Origin of the sequence: Streptococcus oralis, from assembly GCF_003943825.1 — a bacterium.
In the GTDB taxonomy this organism is placed as follows: Bacteria; Bacillota; Bacilli; order Lactobacillales; family Streptococcaceae; genus Streptococcus; species Streptococcus oralis_CD.
In genome coordinates this window covers 1-21185 of record NZ_RJNJ01000008.1, presented here as the reverse complement: position 1 = coordinate 21185, position 21185 = coordinate 1, and the positions used below count along the sequence as shown (strand labels likewise).

Genomic DNA, 21185 nt, shown 5'->3' with positions numbered 1-21185 from the left:
AAGGAACAATAAAGTATGTCACAAGCACAATATGCAGGTACTGGACGTCGTAAAAACGCTGTTGCACGCGTTCGCCTTGTTCCAGGAACTGGTAAAATCACTGTTAACAAAAAAGATGTTGAAGAGTACATCCCACACGCTGACCTTCGTCTTGTAATCAACCAACCATTCGTAGTTACTTCAACTGTAGGTTCATACGACGTTTTCGTTAACGTTGTAGGTGGTGGATACGCTGGTCAATCAGGAGCTATCCGTCATGGTATCGCTCGTGCCCTTCTTCAAGTAGACCCAGACTTCCGCGATTCATTGAAACGCGCAGGACTTCTTACACGTGACTCACGTAAAGTTGAGCGTAAGAAACCAGGTCTTAAGAAAGCTCGTAAAGCATCACAATTCTCAAAACGTTAATCAATACGATACTATCAACGTTTACAGATATTCAAGAATTTTCTCTTGGATGTCTTTTTTTGTTCAAAAAACTAAAGTTCACCCAAAAATTCACCCCAAGTTCACCCTATTGCTTTTTGAGACTTCTAAAGGCTATTTCTCCTGCTGTTTGATTTACTTTTTCAGAAGTATTGACATAAGTCTTCGTTATTTGGATGTCACTATGAGTAAGTGCTTCTGAAATGGCCTCAAGAGAAAAACCTGCTTGTTTAGCAAGATGTTGGAATTTATGAGGTCCTTGATGGATATTATTTTTCTTCATAAGTATGTTATAATGTAGATATGATATGAAAAAATTAAGATATCTCTTTAAATGCTGTAAATGTCACTTTGTGTGAACATGAGTGAATTTGAGTTTAGAGAATGATAGGAGATAGTTTACAATGATAAGTTTAGAGTTGATGTCTGAAGAAAATAGCATAGATGTTTATTCTTTTGAAAAAGAAAATAGAGAGTATTTTGAGCGAAGTTTACCTCCTATACCAGCTCACTATTTTGATTCAGAAAGTTTTAAAGAAATTACAAGGGAATTGTTAAGGGAACAAGAGAATCATGATGTCTACATGCATCTTTTTAGAGATGCACAAGGTGTTATGAATCTGCTGACTTGTAAGTGAACTATGATATTGAATTTGTTAATAGGCAATAATAGAAAAAAGTATTCTAGATAAGTCATTGATATATTGAGAACTGCTAAAGGAGGGAAATAGATGAGCAAAAAAATTAACTTAGAAGCAGAACGAGCATATAAGACAATTCGTGGCGAAAAAAATAAATTTGGTAGTTACCGTAAGACATTGTTTCATGTACATACTCCAGAATCTCATGATTATAGATTATTTAAAAAATGGAAAGACTTGCCAGAGAATGATTGGAATAATTTAACTATTGATGACTATATTAAAGAGATTAGAAATCAAAAAATATTTCCAAAAGACTTTCTTCAAATAGATAAAGGGGAAAAGGTTTTATATGAAAACTATTTTATGAATGGATTCAGTAGCGAAAAAGAACAAGTTGCCTTTTTAACTATTGCTCAAAGTCTTTACAATGAAAATATATCGGTTGTTGTAGTCTCGGATCATAATACTATATCAGGTATAGAAAAATTAAAGACAGCTATTAAATTAGTATCTGATTTATTTCAGAATAAATGTAAAGAATATATTGAAGTAATAAACGGAGTGGAAATTTCTTGTGCAGATAAGGTGCATGTGCTGGTAGCTTTTCCTAACAGTAAAGCTAGTTTCATTCAAAAATGGCTTAACTTTAATCTAATGAGTATCAAGGAAGGATCTTTTAAGGCGAGTTTGGAAGTATTGGAGAAATTTATCTATAAAGATTGTTTTGCCTACATAGCTCATATGAATAGTTCAGATGTATTTAAAGAGGGGCATTTTTCAAATGCTTACAAGAAAAAACTTTTTTCTAAGGCTTACGCTCGATTCATAGGCGTATCAAATATTGCCAAAATAGATGATATCAATAGCTATCTTACGAAATATTTAAAAAAGAATGTACCATCATTTATTCTTGACAATGATTCACATTGTGTCGAGGAACATTCAATTAATCCGATGTGGATAAAATTTAGTAAAAGAAACTATGAACAGCTCCGAGAAGCTTTATCAGAATATGATGTATCCATTGAACTAATGAATCCAGAAATCAGCAAGGCGAAAGCTATACGTGGAATATATGTACCAACTCTCAGTAACTCGTACCTGCTAAAGAATAATTCAGAATTTGTTATTAAATTTTCGGAATCCCTAAATTGTTTAATTGGAGGAAGAGGAACTGGAAAAAGTACGATTTTAGATTTGATTCAATTTGTATTGTCTCAAAAAGCAGATACGAAACAAAAATTTGAATTTCTCTCTCAACACTCAAGGGTATATATTTTGTATGAGATGTCAAAGAAAGAATATTTGGTTGAGTTAAATTTACCTACTCAGAAGAATGAGGAAGACATATATGACACTTTTGACGTTAAAACAAAAGCTACATCAAGTTATTGGTATTATGAAAGTCGTTTAACGGAGAAAATTAGAGAACAATATTTATCAATATATGAAGTTCAAGAGAGTGCTCAACTTAGTAAAGTTTCCAAACAAAAGAAATTAAGCTTAATAGACCAAATGTTTGATAATAGATATTCAGTAAATCAACTTGTAAATATTGCTAGTGATGACAGAATAAGTGATTATTTGTATGAAGTAATAGCTAAAGATAAAAAGAGTATAAAAAAATATCAAGTTTCTAGTAAAATATCTTCAACAGGCGAAATTGACCAATTCATTCTGAATGAAGATAAGCGATTAGAAGAACAAAAAAATAAAATATTATCACTAATAAGTCCATTCAATGATAATCAATCAGGGAAGCTACAAATATTGTATAGTCAACAAAAAAAATTTGTATTACCTGAAAATTTTTATTTTTGGTTCTTCCCTGAGGGGAAAAATTTAGATAATTCGTTTCAAGGATATCGTTTAACATGTGGGGAAATCATCGATTATTTTTCAATGATTTTTGATAGAAGTGGTTTTGCGACTTTTGTAGACTTAATGAATAATAGGAACCTCAAGGGTGAATATTCAATAAAAAAATTTGCCCAAAATAGTAGGTTGAATGATGATGTATATCTAAAAGAAGCAGACGATATGTTATTGAATGAAATTTTTGAGCTCTGGAATAAAGTTAATATTAATTTAATTCAGCTATATTTAGAGGATGTTTATAATAATTGTGAAAATTTATATCTTGAATTTAATATCAACTCCAAAGTGACAGATGGAAACAAGAAAATAATTTTTAAGGAGGTAACACGTTTAAGTTTAGGTCAGAAGGTAGTTGCCATGCTTGATTTTATTCTTGCCTATTCAGAATTCACAAATGATAATCGACCATTACTTATAGACCAACCAGAAGATAATCTAGATTCACGATATATATACAATAATTTAGTGCAGATATTACGAGATGTTAAAAACAAACGTCAGATTATTATAGCCACTCACAACGCAACAATAGTAACAAATGCAATGTCTGATTTAGTTATTTTGATGGAATCGGATGGAGAACATGGATGGGTTGAACAAAGTGGATATCCAAGTGACGATAAAATAAAAAAACACATTGTAAACTACCTTGAAGGTGGCAAAGAATCGTTTGAGCATAAGGTGAAAATATATAAACGTGTAATTGATATAAATAAACTGTAAAATGTTTAGTGTATAACTTTCAGAATAAGAGAACGACTCAAAATTAAAAAGCTAGAGTTCCGCAATTGGAAATCTCTAGCTTTTTGTGGTTGAGAACTATTTTGTCCCAGGCTCTTTTTAATATTAAATTTTATAATGAACTACTAAGATATATCTAAATTTAGAGCAATGATCTATTATACTAATTTAGATAGAATAGCTTGTATACTACTCTAAAAATTAAATAAATTAAGTTGTTCATTGGTGCTTTCTTTTATTATGTTTTTACATAAAGTATAATAGTTCTCGTTTAACTCAATACCGATAGAATTCACACCAAAACTATTAGCAACAACACAAGTAGTTCCACTGCCAAGGAAAGGATCTAAGACAGTATCGTTTTTATTTAAATATTCAATAATCATACTAGGGATTTTTGATGGATATGGAGCGGTATGGCCCAAAATATTCTTTTCTTTTACCATTTTGACTACTGGATGTAGTTGTATTATATTCGAGTGAAGTTTTATAGTATTAGAAGTTTTTTTTTGGAAAGGATAAATATATGTTCCCAACAATTAAGTGGTGATTGATAATATGGGCCTAAAATTCCTTGATTAAAATTCCGGTTTCCTTGGATTTCCCCTTTATCCCAAATGATATTTCCATCAATTCTAAAACCAATTTTTTCAAAAATATCCAACATATAAGCTCCAAGAATCATTCTTTTATTTCCCATTGCGGATTGTGCAATAATTCTTTCGTTATCAAAATAGTCGAATATATTAAATAGCATTGAACTTCCATCTTTTAACGTTCTGAAGAGTTCAAGAGCTATATTATATATGTCATATAGGAAGTAATATATATTGGGCCAATTTGAATATTCTTTTGCATTATAATAAGGAGGAGAAGTAACAATTGCGGAAATAGAATCATTTTTTAATACGTGTAATACATCGAGTGCATTACCACAATAAATAGTTGCTTTATCAATTTTACTAGCTTCCTTCAGTGAACCACGGTGATAATTTTGTAACATGTATTTTTTAAACCAATCAGAGTTATGAAATTCGTGGTACAAATCTTCCTTAGAATTACTAGGTTTTAAACATTTTAGATTACGATTAAACTTGTTCAATTATAAATCTCCTCTTAAATATTGAAAAAACCATTGGCAGTGGACATACTTTAAGACTATATATTTCTGAAACTAGTTTCACAATACAAATATTGACATGCAATTATTAATTGGTGGATTTTAAGTTGACATCTACAAAGTTTAATGTTAGAATACATTCAAAAATATATTTGAATGAGGTGTTTTATGATTCAAAATGTTGTTACTTCAATAATCCTGTATTCTGGGACAGCCGTAGACTTACTTATTATCCTAATGTTATTTTTTGCCAAAAGAAAAAGCAGAAAAGACATCATTAACATCTATTTAGGACAATTTCTAGGCTCTGTTAGTCTAATATTGCTAAGTTTACTTTTTGCATTTGTCTTAAATTATATTCCTAGTAAAGAGATTTTAGGTTTGCTCGGTTTGATTCCAATTTTCCTAGGACTCAAAGTTTTGCTTTTAGGAGATTCTGATGGAGAAGCTATTGCAAAAGATAGTTTGCGCAAAGATGATAAAAACCTGATTTTTCTAGTCGCTATGATTACTTTTGCAAGTTGTGGTGCTGACAATATTGGTGTTTTTGTCCCATATTTTATTACCTTAAATTTAGCGAATTTGATAGTGGCTTTACTTACCTTTCTAGTCATGATTTATCTCTTGGTTTTTTCTGCCCAAAAATTGGCACAAGTCCCTTCTGTTGGAGAAACTTTGGAAAAATATAGCAGATGGTTTATTGCCGTTGTTTATTTAGGATTGGGGATGTATATCCTGATTGAAAACAACAGCTTTGATATGCTAAGGACTGTGTTCGGCTAGGAGAAAAAATTATGAAAAAAGATAGTATCTGCCAAGTGGATGTTATTAATCAACAAAATGTTACAACCGCAACGAACTACCTTGAAAAGGAAAAAGTCCAAAAATCACTTCGTATTTTATCAAAGTTTACCGATAATAAACAGATAAATATCATCTTTTATCTCCTTGCCGTCGAAGAACTCTGTGTCTGTGATATAGCCTGTTTACTAAATCTCAGTATGGCATCTGCCTCCCACCATCTTCGTAAACTAGCCAATCAAAACATCTTGGATACTAGAAGAGAGGGGAAAATTATATATTATTTTATAAAAGATGAGGAAATCAGAGATTTTTTTAATCAACTAGGATAACAACTATTTTTACTACTTTTCCATGATTATAGGGAGATTATATATGAAATTTTTTGATGAAAATTACTCACAAGAAATACCTACTCGTATCAAATGTTTAAGAAAAAAGTATAATTTAAAGCAAAGCAACCTAGGTAATGCAGGTCAAGTTAGCCAAGTTGAAAAGGGAGAAATTTGAAAGAATTTGTATCTTTTATTTTTTGTTTCATTTATGCCCTATGCTACTGGAATAGTTAGTAGTCATTTCATGAATCATACGGCACAGCTCTTTTATGGACTGATTGTTATTGTTTCAACGGTAGCAAACTGGTTTTTACATAAAGTAATTGATAAACCCAATATAGATCAGAAAGAATTACTTGAAGCTACCGCACAATATAGAAAGTTATTGATACCTGACCTAATAATTAAAGGAGTGGGATTGATTCTATCTTTAATTGTCTATCCTCAGATTATGATGTATAGTGTTTTAATTGCGGCATTTTACATCATAACTTTAAAAACACTATCCGAAAAAAGAGTGAATAACTAAAAAACGGTGACCAAAGTTAGGTGTATTATTTTAATGCTTAGAGACCTAAACTATTCCCCTATTTATAATCTATTGATTCAGATTTTATGAAATTAAAAAGTAGATATTGTTCAGAAAATCCTTGATATTACGCTGTTTTTAGTCCAACTGAAATCCATACTTTCCAAACCAGGTCTTAAGAAAGCTCGTAAAGCATCACAATTTAGTAAACGTTAATTCGAAAGAATTACGATACTTACAAAGAGCATCTTTCGGGGTGTTCTTTTTTATCGACACTTTGTAGATTTATAATTGGGAATCTCGTTGAATGATATCAGGTAAATGAAAAGATTCGGCGATCATATCCTATTTCTTCGTGCTTTAGTCTAATACCTATAATGTAAAAAACTCTAGCTATCAGGTAGTTGATAGTTAGAGTTTTTTTCTATTCATATGATTTAATGAGATTAAATAAGGCTTCTACTTCTGATGACAGTGTAGCTGATTTGAGATAAGCGTAATAAACTGTAAATGTTATATGGTCCTCCGGTATTAGAGGGATTTTTATTAAATCATCATCTTCATCAGAAAGGGCGATATCAGCCAGTAAGCTAACGCCAATCCCTTTCTTTAAAAGTTCTTTAAGAATGACAATGTCATCAGTCTTAAAGAATATTTCTGCCTTGTTTTGATGCTTTTGATTAAGTAGTTCAAAAGCTTTTAGATGAACAAAGTGTTCGTCTAAGAGTATAAAGGATTGATCTACTAATTCTGCAAAAGCAAGGGAAGGAGCAGTGGCAAGAGGATGGTTCTTAGATAAAACGACATACAGTTCTTTATGAAAGAGTTCATGTGTCTCTATTGAAGGATGATTGAGTGGTTCAATCAATCCGAGTAAGCTCGCATCTAGTTCTCCCTTAAGGAGAAGATTTAATAATTCTACAGATCCACCACGAATAGGACGTACCTTTTTTAAAAAATCAAATTCAGTTTCTTTATTTAAGACAGAGAAAAGATACTGAATGATAATAGGAGGGAATCCTACAGTAGAGCAATGCGCCAAAGAGCGATTAATTTCTTTGCGAGTAGAAATGACCTCAGGTAAAATCAGTTCTGTATGCCTCAGAAGGATTTGTCCTTGATTAGTTAGTTTAAAGGAGCGATGTGAAGGATCATGGTGAATCAATTTGCAATTAAAAGATTCCTCTAAGCGCTTGATGGCATAAGAAATAGATGGTTGGCTGACTTTATGTTGTTTTGCTACTTCCGTATAGGATTGAAGCTGGCAGAGGTCATAAAAATATTGTAGATCTTTTAAATTCATATGGGCTCACTTTCATTAGTTGGAGAAGGAAAATAAGTGGAAATCACCAGATAAATACTTTTTATCCGTATCCTACAATTTGACTATACGAGTATTCACCGGTTAAAATGTAAGTGAGTCAGGGATATCAAAGGTTATCTAAGATACTTTCAAAAATGACCAACATCTTTTCTCGTTTATCAATAGGGAGCTGTTTAATCTTCATGTTGATTCTTTTGAGTGAAAGATTGTCGGTCTTATCAGAGGTTGATTCAAGGCTATCAAAATTGAAAAATTCCTCTGGGGTCATCTCTAGGGCGACAATCACTTTTTCAAGACTGTGAATGGTCAGATTCACATTTTGGTTTTCAAGTTGATTGATATACTTAAGCCCAAGTCCTGCTTGTTCCGAAAGTTCTTCCTGGCTCATTTTTTTCTGTGTTCGAAAATATTTCACTTTTTGGGAAATATATTGTTGTAAATAGTTTTTATTCGTCATATAAATAGAATACAAGTTTTGCATGACAAAAAAACATCTTAAAAAATACAAAGTATTGTATAACAAACTTATATAATATTTATTTTAATTCGGATTGCCAATTTGTATGATTAGTTTCTTTTACTCGAAACTTTTAGTAAAGAGTGATCATTGAGAGTTTTATGAGTCCAGAACTTTATAAAATATAACAACTTAAAGTGTCATTAACAGTAGCGTTTTAAGTATAAAGAGCTTATTAGAAAATTGCCTTCGTAGACTCATTATAACATATGCGTACACAATAGTATTTTTTAAACAACAAAGTTTTCCGAACAATTCGTTTTAAGTGGTATAATAGAAGTAAAAAGGAGGTTGCACTATGACTGCACATGATATTTTAAACAATCCTTTCCTCAATAAAGGTACTGCCTTTACCTTAGAGGAGCGAAAGGAACTAGGTCTTATTGGTTTACTGCCACCGTATGTTCAAACGATTGAAGAGCAAGCGACGCAAACTTATGCACAGATGCAAACAAAAGCCAATGATTTGGAAAAGCGTCTTTTCCTAATGGAAATTTTTAATACCAACCGGACTCTTTTCTATTACCTCTTTTCTCAACATTTGGAGGAATTCAATCCTATTGTATACGATCCAACTATTGCAGATACCATTGAAGGCTATAGTGATCTCTTTGTAGATCCACAATATGCGGGATATCTTGATATCAATCATCCTGAAAACATTGAAGCCACTTTGAAAAATGCTGCTGGGAATCGCGAGATTCGTCTCATTGTTGTAACAGATGCAGAAGGAATCCTTGGAATCGGTGACTGGGGAACAAATGGGGTAGATATTTCAGTTGGGAAATTGATGGTCTACACGGGTGCTGCTGGAATCGATCCTTCTATGGTTATTCCTTTAGTCATTGATGCAGGGACTAACCGTGAAGAACTTCGTAACAATCCTAATTACTTAGGGAATCGTCACGAACGGGTTCGCGGAGATCGTTACTACGACTTCATTGACCAATTCGTTCAAACAGCAGAACGTCTCTTTCCTAAACTCTACCTTCACTGGGAAGACTTCGGCCGCTTGAATGCTGCCAATATTCTTGAAAAATACCGGAAACAAATTCCAACTTTTAATGATGATATTCAAGGCACAGGAATCGTTACCTTGGGTGGTATCTTTGGTTCACTGGATATTAGTGGTGAAAAATTAACAGATCAAGTTTATCTCTGCTATGGTGGTGGGACTGCGGGTGCAGGAATTGCCTCTCGTGTTCTTCGTGAAATGGTGAGTGAAGGTCTTTCTGAAGAAGAAGCCTATAAACGTTTCTTTATGGTTGATAAACAAGGTCTTCTCTTTGATGACATGGATGACCTAACTCCTGAACAAAAACCGTTTGCTAAGAAACGTGCTGACTTTAGTAACGCAGACAAGTTGACTGACCTGCTTGAAGTAGTGAAGACTGTGAAGCCAACCATTCTTGTAGGAACTTCGACTCAACCTAATACCTTCACTAAAGAAATAGTAGAGGCTATGTGTGAAAATACAGAGCGTCCGATGATCTTCCCTTTGTCAAATCCAACCAAACTAGCTGAAGCTAGTGCCAAAGATTTGATTGAATGGTCAGATGGCAAAGCTTTTGTCGCAACAGGAATTCCTGCTGATACGGTTTCTTATAAAGGTGTCGACTATGTGATTGGTCAAGCCAATAATGCCTTGATTTACCCAGGTCTTGGTCTAGGTATGCTGGCTTCTGAAGCAAGTCTTTTAACTGATGAAATGATTGGAGCAGCGGCTCATTCATTGAGTGGTATTGTCAATCCAGGCCAACCAGGAGCTCCTGTCTTGCCACCATTCAAGTATGTAGCAGATGTTTCTATTAAAGTAGCAGAAGCAGTCGCTAAAAAAGCACAAGAACAAGGTCTTGCGCGTGCTAAGGAAACAGATATGGCCAAAGCCGTTCGTGATTTGAAGTGGTATCCAGAGTATAGATAATTCATTCCTGTTGCTGTCTATCCTTCTATAGCGACAGATTTGTATGGGCTGTGGACTTAAGTAATTTAGAAAGGATACCTATGTCACTCTTTTTAACTTCGATTACGAGTATCATTCCGATTATCGCTATCATTGTTTTGGGGTATATTCTTCAGGTGAAGGGATGGTTTGGAGATGCCTTTGGACCTAACCTATCTCGTTTGATCATGAATGTAGCCTTGCCAGCATCAATCTTTGTGTCGGTGATGAAATACCTAACACTAGATAAACTAATCAGTCTTTCTGGAGGTCTCCTTTATACTTTTGTAGCCTTTATCATGGGATATATCGTAGCTTATATTGCAGTTGTGGTTTTCAAGGTTCTTCCAGGACGGCGAGGAACCATGATTAATACCTTTGTGAATGCCAATACTATTTTTATTGGTTTACCTTTAAACGTTGCTCTTTTTGGGGATCAGGCTCTTCCTTATTTCTTGATTTACTATATCACCAATACGATTTCCACCTGGACATTGGGCGTGTATTTGATGACGAGCGACAGTAAATCGGGTCAAAGCAAGGAGACAACTAAATTTGACTGGAAGAAATTGCTACCAGCTCCGCTTGTAGGTTTTCTTGTGGCTCTGCTATTTTTGATTCTCCGAATCTCTATTCCAGATTTCGCAACGAATACCTTAACCTATGTTGGAAATATCGTCACTCCCCTATCTCTGATTTATATTGGTATCGTTCTTGCAAAGGCAGGCTTGAATACCATTACTTTTGATAAAGATACAATTGTCACTTTAGTTGGACGCTTTATCCTAGCTCCTCTAATCATGCTTCTTGTATTGAAGTTCTTTGCACCAAATATGGTAACGGCTGAATTTAAAACCTTTATGATTCAGTCTGCTACACCAGCTTTAGCTGTTCTTCCGATTCTTGCTAATCAGGGAAAAGGAGATGTGGAATTCTCTACGAATGTGGTGACTCTAAGTACGGTTCTATTTATCGTTGTTATTCCGATATTACAAACTTTATTAGGATAAGAAGGAAGAGGATAGGATTGAAAGTTATGCGTTAAGAAATTCCCCTATTTAAAATCTCTTAATTCATATTTTATGAAATTAATTAGTAGATATTGTTCTTAAAATCCTTGATATTGTGCTGTTTTTAGTCCAACTGAAACCATACTTTCCAAACCAGGTCTTAAGAAAGCCCGTAAAGCATCACAATTTAGTAAACGTTCATTCGAGAGAATTACTATACTTACAAAGAGCACCTTTCGAGGTGTTCTTTTTTATATTTTCATACTAAATGGGTGCAATTGACACAGTTGTTGCGACTTTAGTCGCTTACAAATGTGGCTGCGATCTGACAAAGTCAGTTGCCTCAAAACCTTAATCAATACGATACTATCAACGTTTCAAAGCACTCGCAGGTTTGCCCTATGGGTGCTTTTTCGTGTTTTTTGAAATAGCTCTTCATATCGTTATTGAAAACCTTTAAATCATTAGGAATATTAATAAGAACAGACCGATTACGGTTTCCTGAATTTATTTTTAGTGGATTATTTGAAAAAAATATTTTCCTTAATGTACTGTTATGTATTGCTTCAAAAGTTGGAAAAAATCATTGAAAGTTCTAATTCTGTACTGAACAGCATTAGAACCTTTTTCATTTGATTTTAAATAGTTAGAAAATATGATAAAATAAAATGAGAATATTTTTAAAGTGTTACCCGACTTTATTCGAGGGATCATACTATCTCTTCTTACTTGATGAATTCGTGGTATGCTTTCGCTTGTTTTAATGCAGAATGTTTTAGAAGGAGGCTACTCAGTATGTCATTATGGGCCGCGTGGTTTGGAACAGACACAGAAAAGAAAAGGGAACAATATAAAGCATTGTATAACGACTTGAACAGTCAATTAAAAAGCTTTGAGGAAAAATTAAAAGCGATGGAAGGAAAAGTTGATAGCTATAATAACTCTCGACCTTCAATGAGTACAAGTTTTATTCCAGAGGATGTTTTTAGTGATAGCGAAGGTCGAGTAAAAGGAAAAGTTGATACTGTACGAACTAATCAGTCTAGTGATGCAAAAAGCTTATCGAGTGCTGTTGATGCAGCCTATGAACGATATAAATACTATGACCGCTTAGCTGAGGAAGAGCGTAAAGAGCGAGAAGCTGAAGCAAGACGTCAAGCTGAGGAACGTAAAAATAGAAATAAAAGACGGAGGTAAGATTTATGGCGGATTTGAAAATCAAATATAAGGATTTGGAGACAGCTATTAAGCTTTCAAAAGAGATCAATCAAGAATTGACGAACTCTTATCAAACGGTTACCCGATTAAAAACTTATCTCCAATCTGCCAAGTGGTCAGGAAAAACTAAGGTAGCTTTTGAATCCTATTTAGATATTATCCATAAATACCATAAGGATCTAAGGTCTATCATGCAAGAACATGAAAAAGCAGTCTCTGGTCTGAAAAAATCAATTGATAATTACAATAACTCATCAGAAGTTGCATCAATAAAGGGGTTGTAAATATGTCACATAAAGAAACGTTTTCTATTCATGAACTCCATTATTTGATCGGTGCCTTTGATGGGGAATTGATGCCCGGATTGCCCACGCTAGATGATATTGTCACTGCTTCTGAACTCATATGGACGATAGCTAAAGAGGAACTTGAGAAAAAAGGTTTGGTGAATGAGGATGGTTCACTAACAAAAGCAGGGTTTGTCATAGTTGAGACTCTAAAAGAATATTGCTTGGGTAGAACTTTGGTCATTCTAAATAATTTCTATTTCATGCAATGCCGAGACAGTAACTTTTCTATCCTAATCGTAGATACTGGTCAGGGATATCAACTTGTCAAGATTAGTCCTATGAGTCGCTTATTGCTGCTGCAAGATAAGCTTCCATTGGTGACAAGGATTTCTCTGGATGATGAGGTTGATTTTCTAACTGAAAGAAAGCAGCTAACTTCTGATATCGAAACGGCTTTAGCATCAGATCGAGCACTGATGGTACAGTATTATCCTTTGGAACAAATGTGCGAGACCAGACACGCAGCATTATTAACAGCTTCGTATCTATTCGTTGAAGAAGAGGGCCAACTATTGGGATTTGATGTGAATCAAGAAGAGTTATACCGCTTTAGCCAATACTATTTCCTTGAGAGATTATATAGCTGGCTTGCCATTCCGTTTAGGGAGGAGGATTTTGAAAATGGTAGTGACTGAAACGACTGTACTGGGGGCTGGTGGTACTCAAGAAATCACCATGAATCCTGATGAAATGCATACAATCATGTCTTACATCACCAATATTGAAATTTCATTTCAAAATAACTTAGCTCCAAAATTAAAGAGCCTATCTGAAACGAAATATTATGAGGGTGGAGAAGCTTCAAAAGCAATGGACCACTATGCTGATATGCTTAATAAAGTGAATGAAGTCGGAGACCTATACCGACGTGCCAATAGTGAGATTTTAAGTATGATGGGGCAAATGATCGAACAAGATACCAAGCTTAGAGATGATTTTATAAATGGTCTTGTTGCTGATCCAGCTCTCGTACAAAACTTAGAAACTCTGGGAATGATTCCGCGAGGTGACCAATGACCAAAGACGTAGAACTTCATTCATCGACCTGGAAGACGATGAAACAAGCCCTGACAGGCCTCACTGAAAATGCCACAGTCTCTAGCAGTGGCTATGGAAATTACACAAATGCTCAAGCAGGGAGCTATAGTACGGGAACAACTTCGACTGGATTTGCCAAACGGGTGGAGGATCTGGTCAAGATTTCTGAAAAGGTCCAGAAACTCATCAAGGAAAAGGATACGGACGGTGTTGTTTCCTATACTTATCACGATGAAACCAGCACTGCCCAAACTCTGCAAGCCAAACTCTCTACCTTGGAGCGGTATGCCGAGAATGTGAACACCTACATCAATAAGAAAATCGACCGCCCCTTCTATGAGGCTATGGACAAAGTCGGAGCCAAACTTGAAGCCCTTAACATTCAAAAGTATAAAACGACTAACAAGATTGGCTATAAGCGGATCGAGCCTGTGAAAGATCCTTATGGCCATCCTGTCGGTACCAAGGAAGTCACCCCACCTGAGATAGGGATTGACGAGCTTTACAAGGTTGATAGTCCTTATAAGGCGTCACTGAAGAAAAGCTATGAGGAGTATAAGAAGAGTAAGGAATATAAGGATAGCAGACTGACGGAGACGGAATATGTCCAAGTTATGCACCAAACCCGATCTTTCGAATATGTATCGATTGATGATGAAAAGTCCACTACAGAGATGTGGCGAGATTTGACTCTGACCGCGGCCACAGTTGTCTTGTATATCTTCTGCCCTCCTGCCGGTGCGGTTCTATCAACGGTCGTAGCAGCAGCGGAAATGTACTCTGCCGCTTCTGGTAAGGACTGGGGTACTGGCCGCGAGCTAGACGGGAATGAGAGAGCTACGAGGGGCTTTTTTGCCCTGCTTGACTTGATCCCAGCAGGTAAATACCTCAGTGGCTTGGCCAAGACAGGAAAGACTGCAGGCCTCACCGCTGTTAAGACTAGTATCAAAACAGCGGTGAAGGAAGGCGTCGAACAAGGCGCTAAGAATTTCGATACCTTTAAAGGGCTCTTGAAGAAGACCAAGGGGCTGGGGGATAATATTTACCACTCCTTGCCGACCTATCGAAAACAACTCGCCCGTCACTTACAAAATACAGTAGACGAAGGCCTCCTAAATCTAAGCAAGGCTGCCCAAGAAGGACTGGAGCGAGCCAAGCAGTTTACTTTGGAAGTACCGACTATCCGAACGAGGCAGGTAGCGCCTGTTGGTTTTGCCAATATACAAGGGTTCTCTACAATTGAGAAAACAACCGTGAAATTGGGAGATACAGGTCTAGGAAAGAGCCTGGACAATCTGGCTTCTAAAGCGAAACATGTAGAAAACACCCGACTGGATAGACTCCGTTCAAGAAATGCTCTATACGTAACTAAAGATGAGTGGGTAAAGGCGATGAAAGAGGGGGATGTTGTTTTTAACACGGACATCCACAGCATGGCTGAGGTCCTCAAGCAAAGAGGGATCATATCAGAGGTTGATGACGGCACTATTGAGCTGATCAGTAATATGCGTAAAGGGAACTACGGCGAGATGAGTACGGACGAGATCTATCGTCAGCTGGGTTATGAGCGCATCAGTCTGGACATGACCACAGAAATCGACGGAGCCACCCATCATGGGATTGATGGTGTCTACCACAACCCTAATGGTCACCCACCTTATATCATTGCAGAGGCTAAGTATGGCAGTGCTCGCTTAAGTTACTTGAAGAATCCGGAAATCAAGCAGATGAGCCGTGAGTGGATAGGGGATCGCTTGGAAGATGCGGTAGGAGCTAGAAATTTTGAAAAAATTGATGAAGCAATGAAGCGCGGAGATGTAGGTTATCAGTTAGTGAAGGTTAGGAAGAATGGCGACATTATGATAAATAATCTCGATAAGAAGGCGAATATTATCCGCCCATAGACAAGGAGTTAATACATGATAAGAGATAGAATCAAAACAGAGGAATATTTCCAAGAAGCATTTGAATGGTATTCGGGTTCATTACAACGGAAGATAGAACAATTTCCTGATATAAATCCAGAGTATTACGAGCATCATTTTAGATCCATGGTCATTAACTATGAAAGTCTATTAAAGGTTGGCTACTCTCTAGGGAAGGATGTTCAGGAACTCTTTCCTTATTATCAAGGGATTCTCTCCAATTTAAAAGAAGTCGCCTCCGAGGGAGTTCCCTTTTATCGTGCAGTTGATGTCTTTTCCTTGGGAGTTCTCTATAGTGAGCGCAAGGAAGAGTTTCTAGATGATTTAAAGGCTATTTATGAGCAGATGGACCACACAGATGGCTTGATTGAATACTACATGGTCTATCTATTCCATGACAAGATAGTTCCTTTTCATTCGATTTTAGAGTATCAAAATATGATTGAGGACACTTACGAAAGTGTAGCCAAGGCGCAGGGTTTCTGGTACTATAGCCACTCAGATGCCCCATGGTATAACAACCATACCAAAGATACCTATAAAGGCTACTGGAGTTTTGACACCGCCGCAACCTGCAAGATCAAAGGAATTTATGACGAGCGCTTGAAAGACTTAGAGTACTTCCCATATGACCTTCTAGTCCAATAAAACTAAGAAAACTGGGTTTCTACCCAGTTTTTGTCGAACATGTAGCCTCCTTTTCTTTATGTTAACACGGACATCCACAGCATGGCTGAGGTCCTCAAGTAGATGAGCCGTGAGTGGATAGGCGATCGCTTGGAAGATGCGGTCGGAGAAGAACATTATGACTTAATTAGAAAAGCTTACAAAACTGGTGATGTTCAAGCACAGCTTGTTAAAATCCAAAAGAATGGCAATATTATGATTAATAATTTAGATGCCAAAGCGAATATCATTAAACCATAGTAGAAGGAAGAAGTTATGATAAGAGACAAACATAAAGATCATGCATATTTTGAAAAACGTTTGAATCGTGTACAAAAACGTTTAAGAGAAGATGTCGAGATGACAGATGAAATTTCGGAGAAGTATTTGTTGTTCCATTATCAAGATTTGGTTTTGGATAATGAAGAACTAGTGAAACTTTTCTATTCTATAGGGGCTTCGAAAGAGGAGATTTTCCCCTATTATCAAGGTATTCTGTCTCATCTCAAAGTTATTGCTTCGGAGGGAGTCCCCTTTTATCGTGCAGTTGATGTCTTTGCCCTGGGAGTTCTTTACAGTGAGCGCAAGGAAGAGTTTCTAGATGATTTGAAGGCTATTTATGAGCAGATTGACCACACAGATGGCTTGATTGAATACTACATGGTTTATCTATTCCATGACAAGGTAGTTCCTTTCCATTCGATTCTAGAGTATCAAAATATGATAGAGGACACTTATGAGAGTGTAGCCAAGGCACAGGGTTTCTGGTACTATAGCCACTCAGATGCCCCATGGTATAACAATCATACAAAAGATACCTATAAGGGCTACTGGAGTTTTGACACCGCCGCAACCTGCAAAATCAAAGGAATCTACGACGAACGCTTGAAAGACCTAGAGTACTTCCCATATGACCTTTTAGTCCAAGAAAACTAAGAAAACTGGGTTTCTACCCAGTTTTTGTCAAACATGTAGCCTCCTTTTCTTTTTGTTACACGGACATCCACAGCATGGCTGAGGTCCTCAAGCAGGAGACAATAGTACTGGAACAGTTTCGACCGGATAGTTTTGAAGTGAGATACATAATTGACGGAGTTCCAATTAAGAGTATAATAGAAAATTAGAGGTGAAAAAATGATTTTTGAAGATAAATTATCAGAAATTCAAAAAGATATGATTAGTCTAGCTCTTGAACTAGCAGAAGGCAAAATAGATACTGTCTATATTTACGGTTCCTATGAGAATAATTCCTTATCTTTTAACAGTTTTTTTGCTCAAGATAACAAAGTATATACGATAAATAAACTAGACCAGCTTGGTATAGAAAATTTAACAAAAGATAGAATGTTTCAATATTTAGACATTGGAATAAATGATTTAGAGCGACTTATAACATTATTTCAAGAGGATAAAAAACAAGCCCCAACTCAACTGAAATTGGTATATGATAATGTGAATAAAAAAGCTAAGGCACAGTATTCCTATGATTTATTTTATTCCAACTCAGACACATTAACCTCTTACGATATTTTCATGGAATGGTACAAAGAAATAAAAAATGAAAGAAATACCAACAAAAAAAGGTGATATGTTAGAAATTTATGAAGCCAATGGTAAGTATATTTTAAAGTATCCAACTTTCAATATCACCATGCCAGAGGTTGTTAAAGAAATCCCGAAAGAAGCAGTAGATAGCTATTTAGCAGGAAAACATGATGGTGAAGAATTAATTAATTATGCTAATTTCGGATTTTGGAAATCAAAAATTAGCCAAGAAGATGCTAACATACAATTTTTAAGAGATAATCCAGAATTTCTTCTTATTGATACAGATAGAAAGAGACACTATTTCTCCGAAAAAGAATTTGAAGAATTGTTGAAAAAAGCTCATGAAGTTTCTGATGCAGACGATAAGTAATCATTCTCTATATTAAAGAATATAAGAGACAGAGTTCTTGCTTTGTCTATTACGTATTATAAGAAAATTCTTAGGCAGTAAGCTGAGACCATCAGCCGTTGCACGCTATGAGGCTGCTCTTTTTGATGAGAATGCCCGTCTAGCCTATGGAAGTCAGAAGAACGTGGAGGAAAGCTAACACATTTAGCAGATAATCTCAGTGCTTTTGCGAAAAATCTAGATGGCAGTCTAGATGATGTGATGGAGCTAGGAGGGAAATCTGGCAGTAGGTTTGGTGGTTCGAATACCAAACATTGGTTGGAAGATGCTAGTGAGATCTTGAGAGACGGAAGCCATATGGATGGAAAAGTTCCCAAGCCTAATGTTGTATATGAGGCTGGAGAACACCACTATCTTTACCGTACTGATGAGTTGGGGCGTATTGATCGGGCGTATGCCGAAGATTTACAACTAAAACTCCATAAACTCAGATTACGTCATAACTCCAAGACTCTGGATAAAGAAATTGGGGATCATGCAGGGCATATATTCGGAGATTTATTTGGTGGATCACCCGAGTTGGATAACGTTATTTCACAAGCTAAAGATGTCAATCTGAAAGAATATCGTCGTATCGAACGTAAGTGGGAAGCTGCTTTAAAATCCAAACCACCAAAGAAAATTGAAGTGGATATTAAGATTAATTATGAGGGCTCTTCAATGAGACCGACTAGCTTTGAAGTTAATTATAAGATTGATGGTGAGCAGTTTTCTGAGAAGCTACTTAATATAAATGGGGGAATAAAGAAATGATACAATTTGAAGACAAATTTATGGAAGTACAGTCAAGTATGGTTTCACTTGCGCTGGAGTATGTTCATGGACAGGCAGATAAAATTTTTATTTATGCTATAGCAGATAGTCTGTATAGCTATAACGTGTTTTATCAGATTAATGACTACATCGTTCGTAAACACGAAGTAAATAAATATTTACCTGAAGAATTAAGTGTTGATACAAATTTACAATTAGTCCTGTTAAAAGAAGGCATAAAGGATATAGAAGCAATGATTGAAATCTGTAAAGAGTACAATCGTGAACACCCAACTGAAATGTGGTTGATTTATGATGCTCAGAAAAACAGTCTTGACAGTCGTTATAGCTATGAAGGACGTTATGACAAGGATGAAGAGTTGCTTCCAAATCTAGAGTTTGACAAATGGTTTGAAGAAGTAAAAGAAAATCAGCTATAATATTTTTGATATTGGCACTTAATATTCAGTTAAGTGCCTTTTCACAAAAGACTGGGGTACTGGGCGCGAGCCAAGGATGTTGTATCCAAAGCTATAGAACAGCAGATTTCTTATGGACTAACAGCTGAAAAATTTGTTCCTAGAATACCAGGGAAAATGAATCTTCCCAAAATAAAATAGAGGTTATATATGAAAATATATGATGATATTATTAAAAATTTGATTTCGCTCCCCTTTTTAAAGGAAAGCAGAGAAACTGAAATCCCAATAGAACAGATAAAAAAACTTAAAGATGCGGAAAAAAGTATAAATAGTTTGAAGTGGGGTAATTATTGTTTGGATAAGCGAGGAGATTTAACTTCATATTTATTTAAATTTGAAGATGAAATTTATTCACATTGGAATCAATTAATTGACTCTGCTGATGAACTTGTAATACCTGCTATTAAGAAAGAGTTAAATCATTTAGTTTCTTCAGGGGAACTCACAGACTCTATGCTAACAACAATCGAATTTGATATTTTAGGTTTAGCAGTATACCTTACGATAAAAGCAGAGTGTCCATCTGTTGACTCTGTCTACTATAATGACATATATGAACTTTATCAAGCAGGCTACATTCCTTGCGGTTACACCAAGGGGCACTATAAGGTTTTATAAGGAGAAAACATGAAAGAAAACACTGTAAATGCTATTATCCACAGAGGGATTGAGGCTTATTATTTATTTGTTGAGAAGAAATATGTTGAATTAGCCGCCGATTTTAAATATATTATAGAAACAATTAAACAAGAATAGAGTCATTTTTAAAACAACAAAATTTATCTCAATTTTTTAATGTAGAAAGAGGAATTATATCGGAAGTTGATGACGGAACTATTGAGCTGATCAGTAATATGCGCAAAGGGACCTACGGCGAGATGAGTACGGACGAGATCTATCGTCGACTGGGTTATGAGCGCATCAGTCTGGACATGACCACAGAAATCGACGGAGCCACCCACCATGGAATTGACGGAGTCTACCATAATCCTAACGGCCACCTACCCTATATCATCGCAGAAGCTAAGTATGGTAGTGCTCGCTTAAGTTACTTGAAGAATCCGGAAATCAAGCAGATGAGCCGTGAGTGGATAGGAGATCGCTTGAAAGATGCGGTCGGAGGTAGGAAATATCAAGAAATTAAGCATGCAGTGAAAACTGATAATGTAGGTTATCAGTTAGTGAAGGTTAGGAAGAATGGCGACATTATGATTAATAATTTAGATGCCAAAGCGAATATCATTAAACCATAGTAGAAAGAAGAAGTTATGATAAGAGATAAACATAAAGATCGAGCGTATTTTGAAAAACGTTTGAATCGTATACAAAAACGTTTAAGAGAAGATATCGAGATGACAGATGAAATTTCGGAGAAGTATTTGTTGTTCCATTATCAAGATTTGGTTTTGGATAATGAAGAACTAGTGAAACTTTCCTATTCTATAGGGGCTTCGAAAGAGGAGATTTTCCCCTATTATCGAGGTGTTCTGTCTCATCTCAAAGTTATTGCTTCAGAGGGAGTTCCCTTT

Annotated in this window: 28 protein-coding genes and 2 pseudogenes; 25 read left to right on the top strand and 5 right to left on the bottom strand. The window is 35.6% G+C overall.

The annotated features are described in order from the left end of the window. Positions 1-15: 15 nt before the first annotated feature. Positions 16-408: a 30S ribosomal protein S9 gene (gene rpsI / locus D8863_RS07600; protein ID WP_054387823.1), complete on the top strand. Its 393-nt coding sequence runs from the start codon at positions 16-18 to the stop codon at positions 406-408. A gap of 106 nt (positions 409-514) precedes the next feature. Here the strand turns inward: rpsI and D8863_RS07595 are convergent, their stop codons facing one another. Continuing rightward, entirely contained in the window at positions 515-709 is a 195-nt protein-coding gene (locus D8863_RS07595) for an integrase (RefSeq protein ID WP_042768947.1), read from the bottom strand. Positions 710-830: 121 nt separating this feature from the next. Here D8863_RS07595 and D8863_RS07590 point away from each other — a divergent pair. Beyond that, positions 831-1043, top strand: a pseudogene (locus D8863_RS07590) (GNAT family N-acetyltransferase); the annotation flags it as partial. A 114-nt stretch (positions 1044-1157) separates the two neighbouring features. Then, positions 1158-3671, top strand: coding sequence for a Spaf_1101 family AAA-like ATPase (locus tag D8863_RS07585; protein ID WP_084880093.1), 2514 nt, complete (start codon positions 1158-1160; stop codon positions 3669-3671). 212 nt (positions 3672-3883) lie between these two features. Here D8863_RS07585 and D8863_RS07580 read toward each other — a convergent pair whose 3' ends face one another. Then, the gene (locus D8863_RS07580; RefSeq protein WP_049478373.1) at positions 3884-4135 is read right to left on the bottom strand and encodes a DNA methyltransferase; all 252 of its coding nucleotides are present in this window, start codon (positions 4133-4135) and stop codon (positions 3884-3886) included. Between the two features lie 41 nt (positions 4136-4176). Beyond that, positions 4177-4791, bottom strand: a complete 615-nt coding sequence (locus tag D8863_RS07575) for a DNA methyltransferase (protein ID WP_125441562.1) — start codon at positions 4789-4791, stop codon at positions 4177-4179. 186 nt (positions 4792-4977) lie between these two features. On the opposite strand from D8863_RS07575, the gene D8863_RS07570 reads away from it, so the two are divergent. The 4 genes from D8863_RS07570 to D8863_RS07555 all read left to right on the top strand — a co-directional run bounded on the left by D8863_RS07570 (position 4978) and on the right by D8863_RS07555 (position 6474). Further along, positions 4978-5592 (top strand): CadD family cadmium resistance transporter, encoded by a 615-nt coding sequence (locus D8863_RS07570; RefSeq protein ID WP_042768951.1) that lies wholly within the window; start codon positions 4978-4980, stop codon positions 5590-5592. 11 nt (positions 5593-5603) lie between these two features. Continuing rightward, positions 5604-5942 carry a Cd(II)/Zn(II)-sensing metalloregulatory transcriptional regulator CadX gene (gene cadX / locus D8863_RS07565; protein ID WP_000711078.1) on the top strand — a complete coding sequence of 113 codons (339 nt, stop codon included), beginning with the start codon at positions 5604-5606 and terminating at the stop codon, positions 5940-5942. 43 nt (positions 5943-5985) lie between these two features. Further along, positions 5986-6120 carry a hypothetical protein gene (locus tag D8863_RS11260; protein ID WP_260467467.1) on the top strand — a complete coding sequence of 45 codons (135 nt, stop codon included), beginning with the start codon at positions 5986-5988 and terminating at the stop codon, positions 6118-6120. A 69-nt stretch (positions 6121-6189) separates the two neighbouring features. After that, positions 6190-6474 carry a hypothetical protein gene (locus tag D8863_RS07555; protein WP_260469763.1) on the top strand — a complete coding sequence of 95 codons (285 nt, stop codon included), beginning with the start codon at positions 6190-6192 and terminating at the stop codon, positions 6472-6474. Between the two features lie 424 nt (positions 6475-6898). Here the strand turns inward: D8863_RS07555 and D8863_RS07545 are convergent, their stop codons facing one another. Next, the gene (locus D8863_RS07545; protein WP_125441560.1) at positions 6899-7777 is read right to left on the bottom strand and encodes a LysR family transcriptional regulator; all 879 of its coding nucleotides are present in this window, start codon (positions 7775-7777) and stop codon (positions 6899-6901) included. A 127-nt stretch (positions 7778-7904) separates the two neighbouring features. Further along, complete coding sequence (locus D8863_RS07540; protein ID WP_025168989.1) at positions 7905-8255, bottom strand: helix-turn-helix domain-containing protein; 351 nt, start codon at positions 8253-8255, stop codon at positions 7905-7907. A 358-nt stretch (positions 8256-8613) separates the two neighbouring features. On the opposite strand from D8863_RS07540, the gene D8863_RS07535 reads away from it, so the two are divergent. The 18 genes and pseudogenes from D8863_RS07535 to D8863_RS07450 form a co-directional block, all read left to right on the top strand. After that, positions 8614-10239, top strand: a complete 1626-nt coding sequence (locus tag D8863_RS07535) for a malolactic enzyme (RefSeq protein ID WP_125441559.1) — start codon at positions 8614-8616, stop codon at positions 10237-10239. Between the two features lie 80 nt (positions 10240-10319). After that, a complete protein-coding gene (locus D8863_RS07530; RefSeq protein ID WP_125441558.1) occupies positions 10320-11267 on the top strand; it encodes an AEC family transporter in 948 nt (315 codons plus the stop codon). 795 nt (positions 11268-12062) lie between these two features. After that, on the top strand, positions 12063-12464 hold the full coding sequence (locus D8863_RS07520) for an EsxC family T7SS substrate (RefSeq protein ID WP_125441557.1): 402 nt from the start codon (positions 12063-12065) through the stop codon (positions 12462-12464). A 5-nt stretch (positions 12465-12469) separates the two neighbouring features. Then, positions 12470-12769, top strand: coding sequence for a WXG100 family type VII secretion target (locus D8863_RS07515; protein WP_044020218.1), 300 nt, complete (start codon positions 12470-12472; stop codon positions 12767-12769). A gap of 2 nt (positions 12770-12771) precedes the next feature. Beyond that, entirely contained in the window at positions 12772-13470 is a 699-nt protein-coding gene (locus tag D8863_RS07510) for a DUF5081 family protein (RefSeq protein WP_125441556.1), read from the top strand. Further along, complete coding sequence (locus tag D8863_RS07505) at positions 13457-13852, top strand: hypothetical protein (RefSeq protein ID WP_260469762.1); 396 nt, start codon at positions 13457-13459, stop codon at positions 13850-13852. The genes D8863_RS07510 and D8863_RS07505 overlap by 14 nt, the downstream gene beginning before the upstream one ends. Beyond that, positions 13849-15777 carry a type IV secretion protein Rhs gene (locus tag D8863_RS11255; RefSeq protein WP_260469761.1) on the top strand — a complete coding sequence of 643 codons (1929 nt, stop codon included), beginning with the start codon at positions 13849-13851 and terminating at the stop codon, positions 15775-15777. Before D8863_RS07505 ends, D8863_RS11255 begins: the two co-directional genes overlap by 4 nt. Before the next feature lie 15 nt (positions 15778-15792). After that, on the top strand, positions 15793-16446 hold the full coding sequence (locus tag D8863_RS07495) for a PoNe immunity protein domain-containing protein (protein ID WP_125441555.1): 654 nt from the start codon (positions 15793-15795) through the stop codon (positions 16444-16446). Between the two features lie 102 nt (positions 16447-16548). Continuing rightward, positions 16549-16725 (top strand): hypothetical protein, encoded by a 177-nt coding sequence (locus tag D8863_RS11075; protein ID WP_185761466.1) that lies wholly within the window; start codon positions 16549-16551, stop codon positions 16723-16725. Between the two features lie 15 nt (positions 16726-16740). After that, complete coding sequence (locus tag D8863_RS07490) at positions 16741-17400, top strand: PoNe immunity protein domain-containing protein (protein ID WP_125441554.1); 660 nt, start codon at positions 16741-16743, stop codon at positions 17398-17400. A gap of 198 nt (positions 17401-17598) precedes the next feature. Then, positions 17599-18051: a hypothetical protein gene (locus tag D8863_RS07485; RefSeq protein ID WP_125441553.1), complete on the top strand. Its 453-nt coding sequence runs from the start codon at positions 17599-17601 to the stop codon at positions 18049-18051. Further along, a complete protein-coding gene (locus D8863_RS07480) occupies positions 18023-18382 on the top strand; it encodes a hypothetical protein (RefSeq protein ID WP_125441552.1) in 360 nt (119 codons plus the stop codon). Before D8863_RS07485 ends, D8863_RS07480 begins: the two co-directional genes overlap by 29 nt. A 336-nt stretch (positions 18383-18718) precedes the next feature. Further along, positions 18719-19174, top strand: a complete 456-nt coding sequence (locus tag D8863_RS07475) for a DNA/RNA non-specific endonuclease (RefSeq protein WP_125441551.1) — start codon at positions 18719-18721, stop codon at positions 19172-19174. Continuing rightward, positions 19171-19614: a hypothetical protein gene (locus tag D8863_RS07470; RefSeq protein ID WP_125441550.1), complete on the top strand. Its 444-nt coding sequence runs from the start codon at positions 19171-19173 to the stop codon at positions 19612-19614. The genes D8863_RS07475 and D8863_RS07470 overlap by 4 nt, the downstream gene beginning before the upstream one ends. Before the next feature lie 189 nt (positions 19615-19803). Further along, positions 19804-20274, top strand: coding sequence for a hypothetical protein (locus tag D8863_RS07465; RefSeq protein ID WP_125441549.1), 471 nt, complete (start codon positions 19804-19806; stop codon positions 20272-20274). A 9-nt stretch (positions 20275-20283) separates the two neighbouring features. Next, positions 20284-20412: an Imm48 family immunity protein gene (gene imm48, locus D8863_RS07460; protein ID WP_260469760.1), complete on the top strand. Its 129-nt coding sequence runs from the start codon at positions 20284-20286 to the stop codon at positions 20410-20412. Positions 20413-20510: 98 nt separating this feature from the next. Next, positions 20511-20909 carry a hypothetical protein gene (locus tag D8863_RS07455; RefSeq protein ID WP_142999475.1) on the top strand — a complete coding sequence of 133 codons (399 nt, stop codon included), beginning with the start codon at positions 20511-20513 and terminating at the stop codon, positions 20907-20909. A gap of 15 nt (positions 20910-20924) precedes the next feature. Further along, positions 20925-21185 (top strand): annotated as a pseudogene (locus D8863_RS07450) (PoNe immunity protein domain-containing protein); the annotation flags it as partial.

Excerpts from the sequence above, each read along its gene's own strand:
- rpsI (WP_054387823.1), top strand. The coding sequence starts at position 16 with ATGTCACAAGCACAATATGCAGGTACTGGACGTCGTAAAAACGCTGTT.
- D8863_RS07595 (WP_042768947.1), bottom strand. The coding sequence starts at position 709 with ATGAAGAAAAATAATATCCATCAAGGACCTCATAAATTCCAACATCTT.
- D8863_RS07585 (WP_084880093.1), top strand. The coding sequence starts at position 1,158 with ATGAGCAAAAAAATTAACTTAGAAGCAGAACGAGCATATAAGACAATT.
- D8863_RS07580 (WP_049478373.1), bottom strand. The coding sequence starts at position 4,135 with ATGGTAAAAGAAAAGAATATTTTGGGCCATACCGCTCCATATCCATCA.
- D8863_RS07570 (WP_042768951.1), top strand. The coding sequence starts at position 4,978 with ATGATTCAAAATGTTGTTACTTCAATAATCCTGTATTCTGGGACAGCC.
- cadX (WP_000711078.1), top strand. The coding sequence starts at position 5,604 with ATGAAAAAAGATAGTATCTGCCAAGTGGATGTTATTAATCAACAAAAT.
- D8863_RS11260 (WP_260467467.1), top strand. The coding sequence starts at position 5,986 with ATGAAATTTTTTGATGAAAATTACTCACAAGAAATACCTACTCGTATC.
- D8863_RS07555 (WP_260469763.1), top strand. The coding sequence starts at position 6,190 with ATGAATCATACGGCACAGCTCTTTTATGGACTGATTGTTATTGTTTCA.
- D8863_RS07545 (WP_125441560.1), bottom strand. The coding sequence starts at position 7,777 with ATGAATTTAAAAGATCTACAATATTTTTATGACCTCTGCCAGCTTCAA.
- D8863_RS07540 (WP_025168989.1), bottom strand. The coding sequence starts at position 8,255 with ATGACGAATAAAAACTATTTACAACAATATATTTCCCAAAAAGTGAAA.
- D8863_RS07535 (WP_125441559.1), top strand. The coding sequence starts at position 8,614 with ATGACTGCACATGATATTTTAAACAATCCTTTCCTCAATAAAGGTACT.
- D8863_RS07530 (WP_125441558.1), top strand. The coding sequence starts at position 10,320 with ATGTCACTCTTTTTAACTTCGATTACGAGTATCATTCCGATTATCGCT.
- D8863_RS07520 (WP_125441557.1), top strand. The coding sequence starts at position 12,063 with ATGTCATTATGGGCCGCGTGGTTTGGAACAGACACAGAAAAGAAAAGG.
- D8863_RS07515 (WP_044020218.1), top strand. The coding sequence starts at position 12,470 with ATGGCGGATTTGAAAATCAAATATAAGGATTTGGAGACAGCTATTAAG.
- D8863_RS07510 (WP_125441556.1), top strand. The coding sequence starts at position 12,772 with ATGTCACATAAAGAAACGTTTTCTATTCATGAACTCCATTATTTGATC.
- D8863_RS07505 (WP_260469762.1), top strand. The coding sequence starts at position 13,457 with ATGGTAGTGACTGAAACGACTGTACTGGGGGCTGGTGGTACTCAAGAA.
- D8863_RS11255 (WP_260469761.1), top strand. The coding sequence starts at position 13,849 with ATGACCAAAGACGTAGAACTTCATTCATCGACCTGGAAGACGATGAAA.
- D8863_RS07495 (WP_125441555.1), top strand. The coding sequence starts at position 15,793 with ATGATAAGAGATAGAATCAAAACAGAGGAATATTTCCAAGAAGCATTT.
- D8863_RS11075 (WP_185761466.1), top strand. The coding sequence starts at position 16,549 with ATGAGCCGTGAGTGGATAGGCGATCGCTTGGAAGATGCGGTCGGAGAA.
- D8863_RS07490 (WP_125441554.1), top strand. The coding sequence starts at position 16,741 with ATGATAAGAGACAAACATAAAGATCATGCATATTTTGAAAAACGTTTG.
- D8863_RS07485 (WP_125441553.1), top strand. The coding sequence starts at position 17,599 with ATGATTTTTGAAGATAAATTATCAGAAATTCAAAAAGATATGATTAGT.
- D8863_RS07480 (WP_125441552.1), top strand. The coding sequence starts at position 18,023 with ATGAAAGAAATACCAACAAAAAAAGGTGATATGTTAGAAATTTATGAA.
- D8863_RS07475 (WP_125441551.1), top strand. The coding sequence starts at position 18,719 with ATGGATGGAAAAGTTCCCAAGCCTAATGTTGTATATGAGGCTGGAGAA.
- D8863_RS07470 (WP_125441550.1), top strand. The coding sequence starts at position 19,171 with ATGATACAATTTGAAGACAAATTTATGGAAGTACAGTCAAGTATGGTT.
- D8863_RS07465 (WP_125441549.1), top strand. The coding sequence starts at position 19,804 with ATGAAAATATATGATGATATTATTAAAAATTTGATTTCGCTCCCCTTT.
- imm48 (WP_260469760.1), top strand. The coding sequence starts at position 20,284 with ATGAAAGAAAACACTGTAAATGCTATTATCCACAGAGGGATTGAGGCT.
- D8863_RS07455 (WP_142999475.1), top strand. The coding sequence starts at position 20,511 with ATGCGCAAAGGGACCTACGGCGAGATGAGTACGGACGAGATCTATCGT.